Origin of the sequence: Devosia sp. LC5 (assembly GCF_000735585.1) — a bacterium.
Classification (GTDB): Bacteria; Pseudomonadota; Alphaproteobacteria; order Rhizobiales; family Devosiaceae; genus Devosia.
In genome coordinates this window covers 42,832-60,359 of record NZ_JNNO01000044.1, presented here as the reverse complement: position 1 = coordinate 60,359, position 17,528 = coordinate 42,832, and the positions used below count along the sequence as shown (strand labels likewise).

Annotated in this window: 15 protein-coding genes; 10 read left to right on the top strand and 5 right to left on the bottom strand. The window is 62.7% G+C overall.

Annotated features, from left to right (window positions below; translation table 11 throughout):
- Positions 1-55: 55 nt before the first annotated feature.
- Together FF80_RS17620 and FF80_RS17615 are read right to left on the bottom strand one after the other, a co-directional pair.
- Entirely contained in the window at positions 56-2,146 is a 2,091-nt protein-coding gene (locus FF80_RS17620; RefSeq protein WP_081917521.1) for a VWA domain-containing protein, read from the bottom strand.
- The gene (locus FF80_RS17615; RefSeq protein ID WP_200877230.1) at positions 2,143-2,655 is read right to left on the bottom strand and encodes an RNA polymerase sigma factor; all 513 of its coding nucleotides are present in this window, start codon (positions 2,653-2,655) and stop codon (positions 2,143-2,145) included. Before FF80_RS17615 ends, FF80_RS17620 begins: the two co-directional genes overlap by 4 nt.
- A gap of 155 nt (positions 2,656-2,810) precedes the next feature.
- Here FF80_RS17615 and FF80_RS17610 point away from each other — a divergent pair, with 155 nt between their 5' ends.
- On the top strand, positions 2,811-3,023 hold the full coding sequence (locus FF80_RS17610; RefSeq protein WP_035102848.1) for a hypothetical protein: 213 nt from the start codon (positions 2,811-2,813) through the stop codon (positions 3,021-3,023).
- Here FF80_RS17610 and FF80_RS17605 read toward each other — a convergent pair.
- Positions 3,020-4,933, bottom strand: coding sequence for a phosphatase PAP2 family protein (locus tag FF80_RS17605; RefSeq protein ID WP_081917520.1), 1,914 nt, complete (start codon positions 4,931-4,933; stop codon positions 3,020-3,022). The genes FF80_RS17610 and FF80_RS17605 overlap by 4 nt on opposite strands.
- 160 nt (positions 4,934-5,093) lie before the next feature.
- Positions 5,094-6,242 carry a tRNA 2-thiouridine(34) synthase MnmA gene (gene mnmA / locus FF80_RS17600; protein WP_081917536.1) on the bottom strand — a complete coding sequence of 383 codons (1,149 nt, stop codon included), beginning with the start codon at positions 6,240-6,242 and terminating at the stop codon, positions 5,094-5,096.
- A 266-nt stretch (positions 6,243-6,508) separates the two neighbouring features.
- On the opposite strand from mnmA, the gene FF80_RS17595 reads away from it, so the two are divergent.
- The 3 genes from FF80_RS17595 to FF80_RS17585 all read left to right on the top strand — a co-directional run bounded on the left by FF80_RS17595 (position 6,509) and on the right by FF80_RS17585 (position 9,209).
- Complete coding sequence (locus FF80_RS17595; protein ID WP_035102847.1) at positions 6,509-8,032, top strand: flagellar hook-length control protein FliK; 1,524 nt, start codon at positions 6,509-6,511, stop codon at positions 8,030-8,032.
- 10 nt (positions 8,033-8,042) lie between these two features.
- A complete protein-coding gene (locus FF80_RS17590) occupies positions 8,043-8,717 on the top strand; it encodes a flagellar hook assembly protein FlgD (protein WP_035102846.1) in 675 nt (224 codons plus the stop codon).
- A 213-nt stretch (positions 8,718-8,930) separates the two neighbouring features.
- Complete coding sequence (locus tag FF80_RS17585; RefSeq protein ID WP_035102845.1) at positions 8,931-9,209, top strand: DUF1153 domain-containing protein; 279 nt, start codon at positions 8,931-8,933, stop codon at positions 9,207-9,209.
- 80 nt (positions 9,210-9,289) lie between these two features.
- On the opposite strand, the gene FF80_RS17580 is transcribed toward FF80_RS17585, so the two are convergent.
- Entirely contained in the window at positions 9,290-9,904 is a 615-nt protein-coding gene (locus FF80_RS17580) for a glutathione S-transferase family protein (RefSeq protein WP_035102844.1), read from the bottom strand.
- Between the two features lie 157 nt (positions 9,905-10,061).
- Here FF80_RS17580 and fliF point away from each other — a divergent pair, with 157 nt between their 5' ends.
- From fliF to flhA, 6 genes are all read left to right on the top strand, one after another.
- The gene (gene fliF / locus FF80_RS17575) at positions 10,062-11,693 is read left to right on the top strand and encodes a flagellar basal-body MS-ring/collar protein FliF (RefSeq protein ID WP_035102987.1); all 1,632 of its coding nucleotides are present in this window, start codon (positions 10,062-10,064) and stop codon (positions 11,691-11,693) included.
- A gap of 5 nt (positions 11,694-11,698) precedes the next feature.
- A complete protein-coding gene (fliG, locus tag FF80_RS17570) occupies positions 11,699-12,772 on the top strand; it encodes a flagellar motor switch protein FliG (protein ID WP_035102843.1) in 1,074 nt (357 codons plus the stop codon).
- Complete coding sequence (locus FF80_RS21160) at positions 12,773-13,432, top strand: hypothetical protein (RefSeq protein WP_052153718.1); 660 nt, start codon at positions 12,773-12,775, stop codon at positions 13,430-13,432.
- Between the two features lie 50 nt (positions 13,433-13,482).
- Positions 13,483-13,773 carry a flagellar motor switch protein FliN gene (gene fliN / locus FF80_RS17560; RefSeq protein ID WP_052153739.1) on the top strand — a complete coding sequence of 97 codons (291 nt, stop codon included), beginning with the start codon at positions 13,483-13,485 and terminating at the stop codon, positions 13,771-13,773.
- Between the two features lie 13 nt (positions 13,774-13,786).
- On the top strand, positions 13,787-15,154 hold the full coding sequence (locus tag FF80_RS17555) for a sigma-54 dependent transcriptional regulator (protein WP_035102842.1): 1,368 nt from the start codon (positions 13,787-13,789) through the stop codon (positions 15,152-15,154).
- 125 nt (positions 15,155-15,279) lie between these two features.
- Entirely contained in the window at positions 15,280-17,415 is a 2,136-nt protein-coding gene (flhA, locus tag FF80_RS17550; RefSeq protein ID WP_035102841.1) for a flagellar biosynthesis protein FlhA, read from the top strand.
- The last annotated feature ends 113 nt before the right edge of the window (positions 17,416-17,528 follow it).

Sequence of the window (17,528 nt, the reverse complement as noted above, 5' to 3'; positions counted from 1 at the left end):
TGCGCCAAAGGGCGGGCTGGTTTCCCAGCCCGCCCCTCCAAAGAACTACCGGCTATCAGCAGGCGCCGTCCGCCTCGCTATCCGGCGTACAGGCATCCCCTGCCGCATCCGGCTGCAACAGCGCCGCGGTCTTGAGCAATTGGATGAACTCGGCGCGATAGCCGCTTTCATCCGTGCCCTTGCCCGACTGGGCCAGCGCCTGAATATCGGCCCAGCTCATGTCCCTGACATAGTCCGAGCCCTTGAGCTTCTGCCCGAAAGCGGCCACGGCCGCGGCAAAGCGCGCGTCATCGCTCACCTCGCTAATATCGCCATAAACCACGCTGGGCGTCACCGCCTGCTCGATCAGCTGGCTGACATCGCTATCGGGCATTTTGTAGCGCATCTTGAGGAAGGCGATTTCCTCGCCCGCCGCTCCGCCAACTGCCGGCTGCTGGTTGCCATAACGCAGCGGCTCGACCAATTCGGCGCCTGAACCGACCGGGGTGATTTCATAGAGCGCGGTCACCGTATGCCCGGCCCCGATATCGCCGGCATCGACCGCGTCATTGTTGAAATCTTCGCGGTTGAGTGCCCGCGTCTCATAGCCGATCAGCCGATATTCGCTGACCACGGCCGGGTTGAACTCCACCTGGATTTTCACATCCTTGGCAATCATGTGCAGGGTCGAGCCGACCTCTTCCACCAGCACTTTCTGGGCTTCGCGGAAACTGGAGATATAGCTGGCATTGCCATCGCCGTTCTGGGCCAGCGCCTGCATAGTCGCATCGTCCAGATTGCCCATCCCGAAGCCCAGCACCGACAGCGTCACCCCGCTATCGCGCTTGGCCTTGATGAAGTCTTCCAGCTTTTCGGGGTCATCGATCCCCACATTGAAATCGCCATCGGTGGCCAGGATCACCCGATTGGTGCCCCCGCTGACCTTGGACTGTTCAGCCAGCTTGTACGCCAGCTCGATACCTTCGGCGCCCGCCGTGCTGCCACCCGCATAAAGCTGGTCGAGCGCCGACAGTATCTTGGCTTTTTCGATCGCCTTGGTCGGCTCCAGCACCACCCCGGCCGAACCGGCATAAGTGATGATCGATACCGTATCATTGGCCGAAAGCTGATCGACCAAGAGCCCGAATGCTCGCTGCAGTAGCGGCAGCTTGTCCGGCTCGTCCATCGACCCGGATGTATCGATCAGGAACACCAGATTACTCGGCTTGTCCTCACCGGCTGGGGGCACATAACCCTTGATGCCGATTTCGAGCAATTGGGTCTTGGGGTTCCATGGCGTGGGGAACACTGCCATGGTCGGTTTGAAAGGCGCCGTTGCGCTTTCCGCCAGTGCATAATCATAGGGGAAGTAGTTCAGCAATTCCTCGATGCGCACGGCGTCTGGTTCGGGCACATAACCCTCTTCCAGCGAGCGCCGCACATAGGAATAGCTGGCCGTGTCCACATCGATCGAGAAGGTCGAAACCGGATCGCTCGCGGCAACCTTGAGGCGTTGTTCCTCAAAGCTGGTGAATTCGTCGCCGCTAGCTTCGGCCTGGGGCGCGACGGCATAATCCGGCACCGTTCCCCGCGCCACTGCCCCCATCGGCATGACCGTGGTGGGTGCTGGCGGCGGCGCAATGAACATATTGTCGGCGAGTTCCCCGCCGAATTGCGGCTCGGCCGCCAGCTCGCGCAGGCGCATTTCATCGGCTGGTGCCGGTGCGGTCTGGGTGGCAGGGGCCGCAACTTCAGTCTCGGCCTGCGCCGCACTCAAAGTTGTCGGGTCGACTGGCAGCGTCGTCGGCGGCGGATCGAAGGCGATAGGCGGCTGGCTGGCAGTCTGATTCACCTGGCTCGGTGTCATCGAGGTGCTGGTATAAAGCTGGTAGCCAAGCGGCAGCACGAGCAATGCAATGGCAGCCGTGCCGATCGGAAGACGCATATCCATGATCCAGTTCCCTTTCAGGGTGGTGATGATGGAACTAAGACGCCCGCCTTTCCGGTTTCCTTGGGTTGCTTCTGCTGATTTCTGAGCCGTTTCCGCCTGCATGGCCTCGAACGCCGCCATACCCGCCGCCAGGGCGCGCTTTTTCGCCTCGGCATTGCCCGCCGGCGCCTTGGCCTGGCTGAGGCCGGTGAATGGATCGTGCATATCGTCGCTCATAGCAGCCCCCTTAGGGTCTTGCGTGCCTCATGCACATGGAAGGAGACCGTGGCCTCCTTGATGCCCATGATCTCGGCCGCCGCCGCGTGGCTCAATTCCTCCGCATAAACCAGCAACACCGCGTCGCGTTGCTTTTCGGGCAATTCCCGCACCGCCGCCCAGAGCTGGTGCGAGGTCGCCGCATCCTCCTGGTCGGCGGGGTGATCTTCGGGGCTCACCTCGGCATAGGCATCGGCATATTTGTTCCGCCGGCTGGCCGCCCGCTGCATGTCGCGCACCGCATTGAGCGTGATGCGATAGACCCAGCTTGAAAAGGCGCTACGCCCATCGAACCCGCCAATCGCCGCGCCCAGCTTGACGCACACATCCTGCGCCACATCCTCGGCATCGGTGCGGTTGCCGCACCATTTCCAGGCCGTGCGGTAGATCAGGTCATAGTGATCCTCGATCAGCTCGCCGAACGCGGCAGCATCGCCATTCTGCGCGCGAACGACCAGCGCCCGCGTCAGCGCACCGGCATGATCGATCTGTGGTGCGGCAGACAGTCCCATCACGGGGGCAAACACTCGCGCAAGCCTTAACCTTGGGCCTCTTATAGTGCTAAGACGCCGCTGCCCGCCCGCTCCTTTGGTGGTTCTGAGCAGATTTATTTTGAGGTCTTCCGATGGACGAACCCAAACTGAGCCCCTTCGCCCTCACCCCGGCGCGTATCATGCTGCTGGCGCTGGGCACCCTGCTGGTGATCATTGCCATCTCGACCTCGCTGGGCGGCATCAATGCCTATCAGCAGCTCCGCGAAGCCAATAGCGCCGCAACGCAAACGGCCCCCACCGAAGCAGGGGCCGCACAATCGGCGCCGGAAACTGTTGCGCCCTAGTTGGCCATGGCCACGCTGACGCCCGTCTCACCGTAGCTGGCCTCCACCGGCTGGCCGTTAACACGCACTTCGGCGAAACGGCCCTTGATGGCCTGGGCAGAAATGACCTGTACCGTGCCTGAGCGCGCTGGCACCCGGATATCGAGTACGCCGCCCTCGATCACCACGTCTCCACTGACCGCCATGGCGGCCTCTTCGAGCGATGCGCCTGTGATTGACAGCACGGCGCCGTCAAGTTGCACATAGTCGCCCTTCAACGCCACGCCATCCCGTCCGATTTCCAGCGTGCCGCCGGCAAGATAGACATCGCCGTCGCCCAGCGCATCGGAACTGTCCGCGACCAGGCTCCCCGCCTCGATTACCGTCCCGCCCGAATAGCTGTTGGCACCGGCCAGAACCAGGCTGCCGCTGCCCTGCTTGGTGAGCATGCCCTTGCCGGCAATATCATTGCGCCACGTATCGCGGGCATTGAACCCGCCCAGCGCACCATCCATGCGCACGGTAACGTCGCCATCGAAGGCTGCGTAACCATCGGCTGCCCGGATATAGTCGAGACGGCCAAAACCCTCCGCATCATTCATCACCGGATAGCCAGCGGCAAAGGCGGTGGTCTTGAGCACGACGCGACGCTGTTCGGCGCTGAGATAAGGCAGGCGCGTTTCAAGCAACACTTCGGCGCCCTTGGGCACGACAGCTGGAGCAGACGTGTCGGACACTGGCGCCAGGCCATAGCTGATCCGCCCCGAAACATAGGCCAGATTAGCTGCCGGATCGGCAAACCTGTCCTCGCCAACCGGCGCGGCATGGGCCGCAGCATAAAGGCCATCGGGCGTTTGCGTGCCAGTCTGGCGCATCAGCCAGCTCTGCGCCTGGGCGTAGGCATCCTGCTTGAGCTCGGCATTCTCGGGCCGGTTAAGATTGTAGACCACGACGGCCGTGCCCAGCATGCGGCCGCCAATGACATCGAGCGGCGAGTGCATACCCGCCAGGATGCGGCTATCGCCCATTTCCACTGACCGCGTCAGGATTTCCTGAAAGCGCTCAGGGACCAGATAGGCCAGTGCCAGCCCATCGCGCCAGGCTTCGGCGGTGTGGCCGCTCGGAAACCCGCCATCGGTTCGGGCCGAGCCGCTCTTGGCCGGCTCCAGCGCCGGCAGCACTGACACGTCCATGGACCAGCGCCACGGACGGGCATATTTGAAATAGCGTTTGGCCGGTTCGGTCGAACCATCGGCGCTGGCCGCCTTGATCAGGTCAACGGCAAGACCGAGATCCGTATTGGCCTTCTCGCCGTCCACCACACTGCCGACGCCGCGATTATTGCCGTTATCGTCATATTTCACGCTGGTCGCGTCGGCCGCTACATAGGCGATGGTCGAGGATTGCCAGGCACCCGCGCGCCAGGCATCTGCCAGCGGCCCCAACCCATCCATCATGCTGACATTCTTGCCGCGGCGATCATCGAGATAAGCCAGCACGGCCTCGTTCTGCGTTCGCAACGCCGTAATATCGATCACGTAGTCAATATTGGCCGCGTGGATCGCGGCATTCATCACCGTCCCGTCCGTGGCGCTGCCGGGAACCCCGTCCCAGTCCGTCATCGCGACAGCCGGGCAATCACCCTCGGCGGGCGCGTCCACATCGGCATCGACAAACGGGGTATGGGGCGTCCACACATCGAGAAACCCGGACAGCAGGCGCACGCCCGCATTGCCCGCGACATCGGACATGCAGGCCTTGCCCCGCTGATTGGTCGCACCAAAATCCACGTAAGCGGGCACGTCGGCGGCGACAGGCGCACTGTCCACAATACCCAGCCCACTGGGCCGCGCAGGCAAATCATCGGCAATGGCGCCGCATGTCAGCACCAAAGCAAGTGCTGTCGACAGGCTCAGATTTCGCAAAAGCATCAAGCTCTCCGGATGTGAGATAATAACCGGAGGCGGTGCTAACTGGCTTATATGTCAACCATGTATCGGACCGGCGGGTTTTACAGTGCTTGCCGCACCTCTCACCCGTTCGCTTCATCGGCGCTTACCTTCCCCCAAACAAGGAGAAGGAGTTCTCCGCCTAGGCTGCAAACACCGCCGGCACCGCTTCTGCAATAAACCCGCCGCCCCAGACTTCCGAGGTCGGCGTATCGTCGGCGTAAAATACGCAGGCCTGGCCCGGCGAAATGCCGTATTCGCCTGACACCAGCGTTACGAAGACATCTTCGCCGCGCATCTGCACTACGGCGGGCTGCGGACCGCGCGTCGAACGCACCTTGACCTCGACCGGCGCGCCATTGCCGGCGCTCAGTTCCGCCAAAGGCCGGCCACCCAGCCAATTCACATTGCGCAGGCGCACTGTATGAGTCTTGAGCGCCTCGCGCGGCCCCACTATGACGCGGCCGGTCTTGTGTTCGAGCTTGATCACATACAGCGGCTCAGCCGCCGCAATGCCCAGGCCCTTGCGCTGCCCTATCGTATAATTGACGATCCCCTCATGCGTCCCCAGTACGCGGCCGTCGAGATGCACGATCTCGCCCGTCGCTACCGCCTCGGGATGCATCTTGCGGATGATGTCGGCATATTTGCCCTGCGGCACGAAGCAGATGTCCTGGCTGTCGTGCTTTTCAGCGATTTCCAGCCCCATCTCACGCGCCATCTCGCGCACCTCGGCCTTGCCCATGCCGCCCAGGGGAAAGCGCAAATAGTCGAGCTGCTCCTGCGTGGTGGCAAACAGGAAATAGGTCTGGTCCCGCTCTGCATCGACCGGCCGGAACAGCTGCCGCCGCCCATCCGCACCCAGCTTGCTCTGCACATAATGCCCCGTCGCCAGGGCGTCAGCACCCAAATCCTGTGCCACCGCCATCAGGTCGACGAACTTGACCGACTGGTTGCAGGCAATGCACGGAACCGGCGTTTCGCCCTGCTGATAGGCATTGGCGAAGGGCGCAATCACGCTCTTTTTGAAGCGCTCTTCATAATCGAGTACATAATGGGGAATACCCAGCGTCGCGGCCACGCGCCGCGCGTCATGAATATCCTGCCCGGCGCAGCACGCGCCCTTGCGGTGGGTGGCTTCGCCATGATCGTAGAGCTGGAGCGTCACCCCAACCACGTCATAACCCTGCCGGGCCAACAGGCCCGCCACGACCGAAGAATCCACGCCCCCCGACATCGCGACAACAATGCGCGTGTCTTCGGGACGCTTGGCAATATCAAGCGAGTTCAACATCATTCCTTTATCCGGTTGGGTTCAAGGGCCAGCGGACGAATTTAAGGCCCGCTCCATACTCCCTTCCGCCCGCTCGTGCAATGCGCTGCAACACCCGGCAACAATTGCCGCCGCTTGCTTTTTCTGCCGGGGCGGGACCTGCTGACGCTGTCCCACGCGGAGTTCAACTCATTGAATTAAAACAACAATGGGTGCATCCGCCACTTGGCACCCCTCTTGCAGTGCTGTTCCCGGATTAATCTCACTTCACGGGTCCGCTTAGCGTGGCATCAAATCTGACCGTCTTGACCTCAACCGCCACCGGCACTCTCAGCAAGAGCCTCGGTGGCCAGGCTCTGCCGCGGCAAGACGCCTTTGCCGAACTGCTCGACGATGTCAGCAAATCTGCGCCCGCTCCCGCCAAGCCCACACCCGCCAGCGAACCGTCCAAACCCAGTGCGGATGCTGAGGACCACAAAGCCGACGATCCGCAGGCCGTTGCTGCTGCTGTCGATGCCGCCACGCCCATTCAGCCGGCCCCGCCCGAAGGCAAACTGGCAGACCTGCTCGATCGCCTCGCCAGGCTCAGCGCTAGCCTTGAGGCGGGCAAAGCCCCAACCGACCAGGAAATGGCCGATCTCACCGCGGCGCTCGAGGCACTGGCCCAGGCCCTGGGCGTTTCGTTCGATAGCCTGCCCAGTGCGGCAGAGCTGACAGCCCTGGCCAATGGCGCGGCCGGCACCAGCGCCACCGATCTATTGGCCAAGGCTCTCGCCCCGCTCGCGCTATCGCTGCAAGGCGGCAATGCGGCCACCGATGTCTCGGCCAATGCCGAACTCGCCCAGCAATTGGCCGATATGGGCAATAAACTCGCGGCCCTCGCCAAGAATCTCAGTGCCGGCGATGCCGCACCCGAAGCGCTTGCTGCCCTCGGCATGGATCCGACCAGCGCCGAGCTCGATCCCGAGCTGCAGGCCGCACTCGACAGGCTCGCCGCCAGTACCGCCATCAAGGTTGAAACCACCGCCAACGCCCAACCGCTGGCGGCGCCCGAACTCAAGCTGACCGAACCGGCCATCACCGGCAAAACCGCTGAAGCCAAGACCGAACCCGTGGCTGAGCCTGAGCTTGCCGCGAAAACCGAAGTCGAGGCCAAGCCCACCATCGGCGACAATCCCAAGGGCGATGCCGATCCGCAGCCCGACAATGGCAAGCCGCCCGAGCGCGACCTCAAGACCACCGCTATCCCCGTCGCGGCCCCCGTCGACAAACAACAGCCCGACGGTCAGGCCGCTCAGGCCCAGCAGCAAACTGCCCGCATCGATCCCCTGCTCGCCCCTCGCGTCGTCCACGCGGGCTACCAGACCAGCCAGCAGCAGCTCAACCTGCCGCAACTGGCCTTCGAAGTCGCCCGCCAGGCCAGTGACGGCAATACTCGCTTCCAGATCCGGCTCGACCCGGCCGAACTCGGCCGCATCGATGTGCGCTTAGATATCGACGCCTCCGGCCGCGTCAATGCACGCCTCACGGTCGAAAAGGCCGAAACCCTCGATTTGATGCAGCGCGACCAGCGCGGGCTGGAACGCGCACTGCAACAGGCCGGGCTGGACGGCGCCAAGACCAATCTCGAATTCTCGCTGAAGCAGAGCCCCTTCAGTGGCGGCGGCCAGCAGGGCGAAGACCGCAATGGCCGCCCCTCGCTGTTCGGCGGCAACGAAACCGGCGGCGAAGCCGACGAGGCGCCCGCGCCCACCATCAACCTTTATCGCGGCAGCCTCACGGCCAGCGGCGTCAACATTATCGCGTAAGGATCAGGTCATGGCAGTCGACGGCGTTTCGGGAAGCTCCAATACCAGTGCCCTCAGCGGCTCGCGCACTACCATTGCCGAGAATTTCGATACCTTCCTCAACATCCTGACCACGCAACTGAAAAACCAGAACCCGCTGGATCCGCTGGATACCAACCAGTTCACCGCCCAATTGGTGCAGTTCACCGGCGTCGAGCAGCAACTCAAGACCAATGAATTCCTCGAAAGCCTGCTGCAATCCACCCAGAGTTCGAGCAAGACCGATGCGGTCTCCTATATCGGCAAGCAGGTGACCGCCGCCGGCACCACCGCTCAACTCCAGGATGGCGGCGCCACCTGGGCCTTCAATGCCGAGGCGCAGGTCGCCAATGCCACCGTCACCATCAAGAACGCCAATGGCCGCGTGGTCTATACCGAGACCGGCTCGCTGGACAAAGGCCCGGGCAATTTCCTGTGGACCGGCAAGGGCTCGGACGGCAACACCCAGCCCGACGGCACCTATACGATCGAGATCAAGGGCACCAATCTGTCGGGCAATACTATCAAGGTGTCGACCTCCACGGTGGGCGTCGTCACCGCCGTCGACTTCTCGGGCGCCCAGCCCATCCTGACAGTCGGGGCGGGCAAGATCCTGCTCTCGGACGTTACCGACGTGCGCGTTCCGCCCGCCGATACTGAGAGCTGATCAACCCAGTTCAAGCCAAACCTTTTATTGGCCAGCGGCTTGTGCCCACCCGGGGCGCAGCAAAAGAGGGCTGTATCAGGCTGTCACAACCGCGATTCAATCCTTTGAAATCGCAGCGCATTCTTAACCTGTTGTAAGTTTCCCCTTAGCTGAATTTTAAGGCCATTGCCCTACTCTCTGAACTTATATGGTCAGGTTTGAGTAGAGAGTAAAATGACCGTACAAATGCGTCCACGCGTTAAGTACGTTATCGGACCGGACGGTAGTCCGCTCACGATTGCAGACCTTCCCCCCGCCAATACGCGGAGGTGGGTCATCCGCCGTAAAGCCGAAGTCGTCGCAGCAGTGCGCGGTGGATTGCTCAGCCTTGAAGAGGCCTGCGATCGCTACACATTGAGCGTCGATGAATTCCTAAACTGGCAGGCCGCTATCGATAAACACGGCCTTGCCGGCCTCAGGACCACCTGGATCCAGCATTACCGCGAGGGCTGATCCTGGCTAACTGAATAGCAAAACCCGCCCGGCTCGCCGCGGCGGGTTTTGTTGTTTCTGGCCCTGGTGACACAAAATAGCTACGGCGTCTCTGGCGCCATCCACCTCGCCCCGATCTCCCGGCTCATCGCCCGCTCATAATAATCCGCCACCGCAGCAAATTCCGGCTTCTCGGCTGGCAGGCTCATCCAGCGATGCACCGATAGTGCAATCGCAATATCAGCAATGCTGAATTCATCCCCTGCAACAAACGCCTGCCCCCGCCCCAATTGTCCTTCCAAGATAGCCATCTTGCTGCCCCAAGCCGCGATTGACGCCGCAACCTTGCTTGCATCGTCATAGCCCGGCGTCTTGCGGATCAGCGCATTGACGGCATAACCCCAGGGCGGATTGAGTTCGCTCGCCTGCCAGAGCAGCCATTGCAGCGCCAGCGCCCGCAATTCGAGCTGGCTGGGCAGCAATTGCCCCTCCCGCTCGGCCAGGTAGATCAGGATGGCATTGCTTTCCCACAGCACGAACTGGTTCTCGATCAGCACCGGCACCTGCCCGTTCGGATTGAGCGCCAGATATTGCGGCACCTTCGGATCGCGCAGCGGCAGGCCCCAGTCTTCCCGCTCATAACCTAGCCCCAACTCGTCCAATGCCCACAGCACCTTGCGCACATTGATCGAGGTAACCCGCCCCAAAACCTTCATCGCTTCACCTTTCCTTCACTCAACCCGGCACTTTCTGCCCAAATTCGCAAACTGCAACGGGGAGTTAAGACAATGTTTACCATCTGCTAGGTAATTTTTGCCCATCGGTCCCGGTGTTCGTTTGCGTCGCGTGGCCCCCTTCGAATCGAGTGCCGGCGTGGACAATCTTACCCAGCTCATTAATCGCATCGGCCTGCCCCGTCTCGCGGCCATGGCGACCGTGGCGGTATTGATACTCGGCTTCTTCGGTTTCCTGGTCATGCGGGCGCAGACGCCCAATCTGGCTCCCCTCTATACCGGGCTGACGCTCGAAGACTCTTCGGCAATTGTGACCGAACTGCAGACGGCCAACGTGCCCTTCGAGTTGCGCGGCGATGGCGACACCATTTTGGTGCCTCGCGACCAGATCACGACCCTGCGCATGAGCCTGGCAAGTTCCGGGCTGCCCCAGCGCGGCCAGGTCGGCTACGAAATCTTCGACCAGCAATCGACCCTGGGTGCCACCAGCTTCGTGCAGAACATCAATAATGTTCGCGCCCTTGAGGGCGAACTGGCCCGCACCATCGCCTCGCTCACCCGTATCAAGTCGGCTCGCGTGCATCTCGTACTACCCGAGCGCGAACTGTTCCGCCGTGAGCGCAAGGATCCTTCGGCTTCCATCGTGCTGTCCGTGCGGGGCGAGCTTTCCAATGGCGAAATCCGCGCCATCCAGCATCTGGTGGCCTCTGCCATCGAAGGGCTGACACCCACCCGCGTTTCCATCGTCGATGACCAGGGTAATCTGCTCGCCTCGGGCACCGAAGGCGATGCCGTGGGTGCCATGTCAGGCCAGGCTGCGGAGCGCACGCTGGGTTTTGAAAATCGACTGCGCACTCGCGTCGAAGACATGCTGGCCAATGTCGTTGGCCCTGGCCGCGCCCGCGTCGAAGTTGCCGCCGAGATCGATTTCAATCGCTCCACCACCACCCAGGAAACCTTCGATCCTGATGGGCAGGTCGTCCGCTCCACCCAGCTGCGCGAAAACCAGAACCTGTCCAATGGCGCCACCGGCCAGGTCACCGTCGCCAATGAATTGCCCGGCGCCAGCCAGAACAATGGCGCCGCAGGCACCTCCGAGCAGGGCACATCGAGCGAAGAAGTCACCAATTACGAGATTTCCAAGACCACCCAGACCGCCGTCACCGAAGCCGGCGCCGTCAAGCGCCTCTCAGTCGCTGTCGTGGTCGATGGCGTCTATACCACCGATCCGCAAGGCGCTCCGGTTTATACGCCGCGCACGGCCGACGAGATCGCCCAGATCCTCACCCTGGTCCGCTCCGCGGTCGGCTATTCGGAAACCCGCGGCGACAGCGTCGAAGTGGTCAATATGCAGTTCGCCGAGCGTCCCGAACTGGCAACGCCCGGTACGGATGCCTCGGCCGGCCTGCTCGATTTCACCCGCGACGATCTGATGAACGGCGCCGAAATGGCGGTCACCCTGCTCATCGCCCTGGCCCTGGTCTTCTTCGTCATGCGCCCGCTGCTCAAGCGGGTGCTGACCCCCGAGAGTCAGGCCTTGGCTCTGCCCACCGCCGCCGAAGTCAGCCATCACGGCGTGCTCGCCGCCAATGGCGAGGTTCTGGCGGAACCCGCCACAGAGCCGCGCGACAAGACCCCCGCCTGGGTCGCCAATGCCCGCTCCATGGGCGAAACCCAATTGCAGACCCTCAAGACAGTCGGCACCCTTGTTGAAGAAAATCCCAAGCAGGCCGCGCTGATCGTGCGCGACTGGCTGGGTAACGCGGCGTAACCGAGATGGCCCTGGTTTCCCAATCCACCGACATTCCAGACATCACCGCCCCCCGCCAATTGGTGGTCGGCGGTGGCGAGCAACGTGTGCTGCGTGGCGACGAGAAAGCCGCTGCGCTCCTGCTCGCTCTCGGCCCCGATTACGGCAAGCCCATTTTCGACGAGTTGGACGAGCTGGAAATCAAGACCCTGTCCCGCGCCATGGTGCGACTGGGCCCGATCACCCAGGAAATGCTTGATGACCTGATGATCGAGTTCGTCACCACCATTGCCTCTAATGGCTCGCTGTCGGGCAACACCGATTCCACCGAACGCCTGCTGCTCTCATTCCTGCCCGCCGACCGCGTCGATTCCATCATGGAAGAAATCCGCGGGCCGGCCGGCCGCAATATGTGGGAAAAGCTGAGCAACGTTCAGGAAGACGTGCTCGCCGCCTATCTCAAGAACGAATATCCCCAGACCATCGCCGTGGTGCTCTCCAAGATCGCGCCAGACCACGCGTCCAAGGTCCTCGCCATTCTCCCCGAGGAGCTGGCGATGAACGTGGTGCAGCGCATGCTGGGCCTGGATCCGGTGCAAAAGGAAATCCTCGAAAAGATCGAGACCACCCTGCGCACCGAATTCATGTCCACGCTCAGCCACACCAAACGTCGCGACAGCCACGAGCAGATGGCCGAAATCTTCAACAGTTTCGACCGCCAGACCGAAGCGCGCTTCATCACCTCGCTCGAGGAAAACAGCCGCGAAGACGCCGAGCGCATCAAGGCGCTGATGTTCACTTTCGAAGACCTGACGCGGCTGGAAGCCTCCGCCATGCAGACCCTGCTGCAGCGCATGGACAAGCGCGAACTGGCCCTTTCCCTTAAGGGCGCCAACGAGACTATCAAGGATTTCTTCTTTTCCAATATGTCAGCACGCTCCGCCAAGCTGCTACGCGACGACATGGAAACCATGGGCGCGGTGCGCCTCAAGGATGTCGACGAAGCGCAGGGCCGCATGGTCTCCACCGCCAAGGACCTCGCCGCCAAGGGCGAGATCATCATCCTCAAGACCAAATCCGACGACCAGATGGTGGCGTAAGTGGCACAGGCAGCACGTTTCACCTTCGATCTGGACCTGGGCGAACGCCCCACCCCCGCGATGGCGCCCATTCGCCCCACCGTGCCCGAAGACCTGGTTGCCCAGCTCGTCGCCCAGGCGCGCGAGGATGCCTATGCCGAGGGCGTCGCCCAGGGTGAAAAGAACGCCACCGCCATGGCCGCGCAAACCCTTGCCGCCGCCGCCGGAACGCTCGCCACCCGTACCGGCGAAATGGCCGCTGCCCTCGATGACGCCATGATTCAGAGCCGCCGCGATGCGGTCGAGCTGGCCGCCAGCATTGGCCGCAAGCTGGCGCTGCATCTGCTGGCCCGCCACCCCACGGTCGAACTCGACGCGCTGATTGCCGAATGCATGGCTAGCCTCAATGGCGTGCCGCATCTGGTCATCCGCTGCCATCCCGATATTGCCGACGCCATCCGCGATGTCGCTACTGCCCATATGCAGACCTCCGGCTTTGCCGGGCGCCTCGTCGTCATGGGCGATCCCGACCAGCGCCTCAGCGACGGGCGCCTCGAATGGGTCGATGGCGGCCTGGTCCGGGACATCGCCGCCATATCAGCCGGCATCGACAAGGCCATTTCAGCTTATCTCAACACGCGCGCATCCGCCGCTGCGAACCAAGAGGAGACCGGACATTGATCCCCGATCCCAATGACACTGCCGGCTCTGAAGGCATCACCTTCGAGGAAATGAGTGTCCCCGGCCAGCGCGGCGGCCCCGAGACCTATACCGAACGCAGCGCAGCTGACCTTGAAGCCGTATTCGACGTGCATGTCCGCATTTCGGTCGTGCTGGGCCGCACCAAGATGCCGGTCAGCCAATTGCTCCGTATCAATACCGGCACCGTCATCGAGCTGGACCGCCAGGTCGGCGAGGCCGTCGAAATCTTCGTCAATGACCGGCTCGTCGCACGTGGTGAAATCGTGCTGGTCGAAGGCCGGCTCGGCGTCACCATGACTGAAATCATCAAACCCCAGTAAGGAGTCCGGAACCATGCGTCTCCTCATCGTCGGGGCTCTTGAAGGCCAGCTCAGCACCGCCACCAAAATGGCCATGGATGGCGGCGCCAAGGTAGCTCACGCCCCCTCCACCGAAATCGCGCTTGCGGCCCTGCGCGCCGGGCGCGGCGCCGATCTGTTACTGGTCGATGTCATGATGGACATTGCCGGGCTCATCGCGGGCCTTGAAGCCGAGCGCATCGCCATCCCCGTCGTCGCCTGCGGCATCGAGACCAACGCAGCTGCCGCCGTCAACGCCATCCGCGCCGGCGCCAAGGAATACATTCCCCTGCCGCCCGATGCCGAACTGATAGCTGCCGTTATCGCCGCTGTTGCCCGCGACAGCTCCGAATTCCTCTATCGCGACCCGGCCATGGACCGTGTCGTCCGCATGGCCGAGCAGATCGCCGGCTCGGACGCCTCCATTCTCATCACGGGCGAAAGCGGCACCGGCAAGGAAGTCATCGCCAAACACGTCCACGCCCGTAGTAAGCGCGCCGGCAAGCCCTTCATCTCGGTCAATTGCGCCGCCATCCCTGAAGCCCTGCTCGAATCCGAGCTGTTCGGCCACGAGAAAGGCGCCTTTACCGGCGCCATCGCCCGCCGCATCGGCAAGTTCGAGGAAGCCTCGGGCGGAACCTTGCTGCTCGACGAAATCAGCGAAATGGACGTGCGCCTGCAGGCCAAGTTGCTGCGCGCCATTCAGGAGCGCATCATCGACCGCGTCGGCGGCACCAAGCCCGTCCCGGTTGATATTCGCATCCTGGCCACCTCAAACCGCAATCTCAACGAGGCCGTGCGCGAAGGAAGTTTCCGCGAGGACCTGCTGTTCCGCCTCAATGTGGTCAATCTCAAGCTGCCCCCGCTGCGCGACCGCCCCGGCGACATCGTGGCTTTGTCCGAGCATTTCGTCGCCAAATACGCCAAGGCGAACGGGCTGCCCCCACGCGCCCTCTCCGCCGAAGCCCGCGATGCCCTGCTCAAGGCGCCCTGGCCCGGCAATGTCCGCGAGCTGGAAAACACCTTGCATCGCGCCGTCCTGCTCTCCCCGGGCGACATTATCGGCCCCGACGCGATCGTTTTGCCCGATGGCATGGGCCTGATCGAAGCCGCCAGTGCCAGCACCCTGTCGGCCCAATTGGCGCAAACTGCCCAGACCATGTCCGCGGCCCTGGTCGGCCGCACCGTGGCCGATGTGGAGCGCGACCTGATCCTCGATACCCTCGATCACACCCTGGGCAATCGCACCCACGCCGCTAACATCCTGGGCATCTCGATCCGTACCCTGCGCAACAAACTCAACCAATATTCCGACGAAGGCACCAATGTGCCCGACCCCGGCGAGAGACGGTCAGTGGCCTGAATGACATTTATCAGTAGACCTCATGGTGAGCCCGTCGAACCACGAGGTCGTGCCCGCGGCGGTGCCACGACCCCAGCCTTCGACCAGCTCAGGATGAGGCCTATTTTGACCTTTGGGCCAATCTCATGACTGACCTCCCAGCCGGCCGCCCGCGCCCAGCCTTCAAAATCCCCACCGCCAGCTCGGTCTTCGACCTGCTCCGCTCGGGCGACATCGCCCTTGCCGCCGGCGTCATGGGCCTTATCGTCATTCTCATCGTGCCGATGCCGCCTTTGCTGCTCGATGCGCTGCTGGCCGTGTCCATCGTCTTTTCCGTCATGATCCTGATGACGGCCCTGTTCATCCAGAAGCCGCTCGAATTCTCTTCCTTCCCTACCGTGCTGCTGATCGCCACCATGCTGCGGCTGGGTCTGAACTTGGCCACCACCCGCCTCATCCTGTCGGACGGCCACACCGGCACTGCCGCGGCCGGACACGTCATCGAGGCCTTCGGCCACTTCGTCATGCGGGGCAATTTCATCATCGGCGTCGTGGTCTTCGCCATCCTCGTGATCGTCAACTTCATCGTCATCACCAAGGGCTCTGGCCGCATCGCCGAAGTCGCCGCCCGCTTCAATCTCGATGCCATGCCCGGCAAGCAGATGGCCATCGACGCCGACCTCAGCTCGGGCTTGATCGATGAAGCCACTGCCAAGCAGCGCCGCGCCGATCTGGAAGGCGAAAGCGCCTTTTTCGGCAACATGGATGGCGCCAGTAAATTCGTCCGCGGCGACGCCATTGCGGGCCTGATCATCACCTTCATCAACGTCATCGCCGGCATGATCGTCGGCATGATGCAGGAAGGCCTCACCATTCAGGAGGCCGGCAATGTCTATACTCTTTTAACCATCGGCGATGGCCTGGTCTCCCAGATTCCCGCGCTCATCGTCTCCACCGCCGCCGGTATCCTGGTCTCCAAATCCGGCGTCACCGGCTCGGCCGACAAGGCCCTCTCCGCCCAGTTTACCGGCTATCCCCGCGCGTTAGGCATGTCCTCGGCCGTCATGGGCCTGCTCGCCTTCCTGCCCGGCATGCCGGTCATTCCCTTCCTCGCCATCGCCGGTGGCGTGGGCTACCTTGCCTGGCGCTCGGCCAGCAGGAAGGACGAAAGGCAGGCCGAGATCGATCTGAAGTCAGCCCATGAAGCCAGCCAGCCCGGTGGCGCCAATGCCCCCGCGGCCGAGGCCCCCATTTCCGACAGCCTCAAGATCGACGAACTCAAGCTCGAACTCGGCTATGGCCTGCTCAGCCTGGTCAAGGAAGACGAAAGCGGCTCCGATCGTCTCACCGAGCAGATCAAGGCGCTGCGCCGGCAATTGGCGACCGAATTGGGCTTCGTCATGCCCCCGGTCCGCATCCTCGACAATATGCAGCTCGAGCCCAACGATTACAAAGTCCGCATCAAGGAAGTCGAGGCCGGCCACGGCCAGATTTTCGCCAATCAGTTGATGGTCATGGACCCCATGGGCAACCAGATCGACCTGCCCGGCCATCACACCACCGAGCCTACTTTCGGCCTGCCCGCCACCTGGATCGAGCCGGCCCTGCGCGACGAAGCCGAACTGCGCGGCCTCTCCATCATCGATCCCTCCACGGTCATTTCCACGCACCTGACCGAGGTGCTCAAGGCCAACGTTTCCGACCTGCTCAACTACGCCAATGTGCAATCCCTGCTTTCGGGCCTGCCCAAGGACCAGCAAAAGCTGGCCGAAGACATCATCCCTGGCCTCATCTCGGTCTCGGGTGTGCAGCGCGTGCTACAGACCCTGCTGACCGAGCGCATTTCGATCCGCGACCTCTCCACCATTCTCGAAGGCATTGCCGAAATCGCCGGCCCCGGCCGCTCCACCCAGATGATTGCCGAGCATGTCCGCTCGCGCCTCGCCCGCCAGATCTGCGCCGCCAATCTGGGACCGGATGGAAACCTGCCGCTGCTCACTCTCTCCCCGCAATGGGAGCGGGACTTCGCCGAAGCCATGGTGGGCGATGGCGACAACCGGCATCTGGCCATGGCCCCATCCCGCCTGCAGCAATTCATCGCCGGCATTCAGCAGGGCTATGAACGCGCCGCCCAGATGGGCGAGCTGCCGGTGCTGATCACCTCCCCCAGCATCCGCCCCCATGTCCGCGCCATTATCGAGCGCTTCCGCCCGCAAACCGTGGTCATGAGCCAGAACGAAGTCCACCCCCGCATCCGCCTCAAGACGGTGGGGAGCATCTAGCTGTGGGCAAAGTGTCTCTCACAGGCCATCTCGAAATCCCCCTGGATTCGAAGCCATCAAGGCGGCTCTCCCTGCCCACATCGCCCCGGCCGAGATTGCCGCAGGCCTGCAAC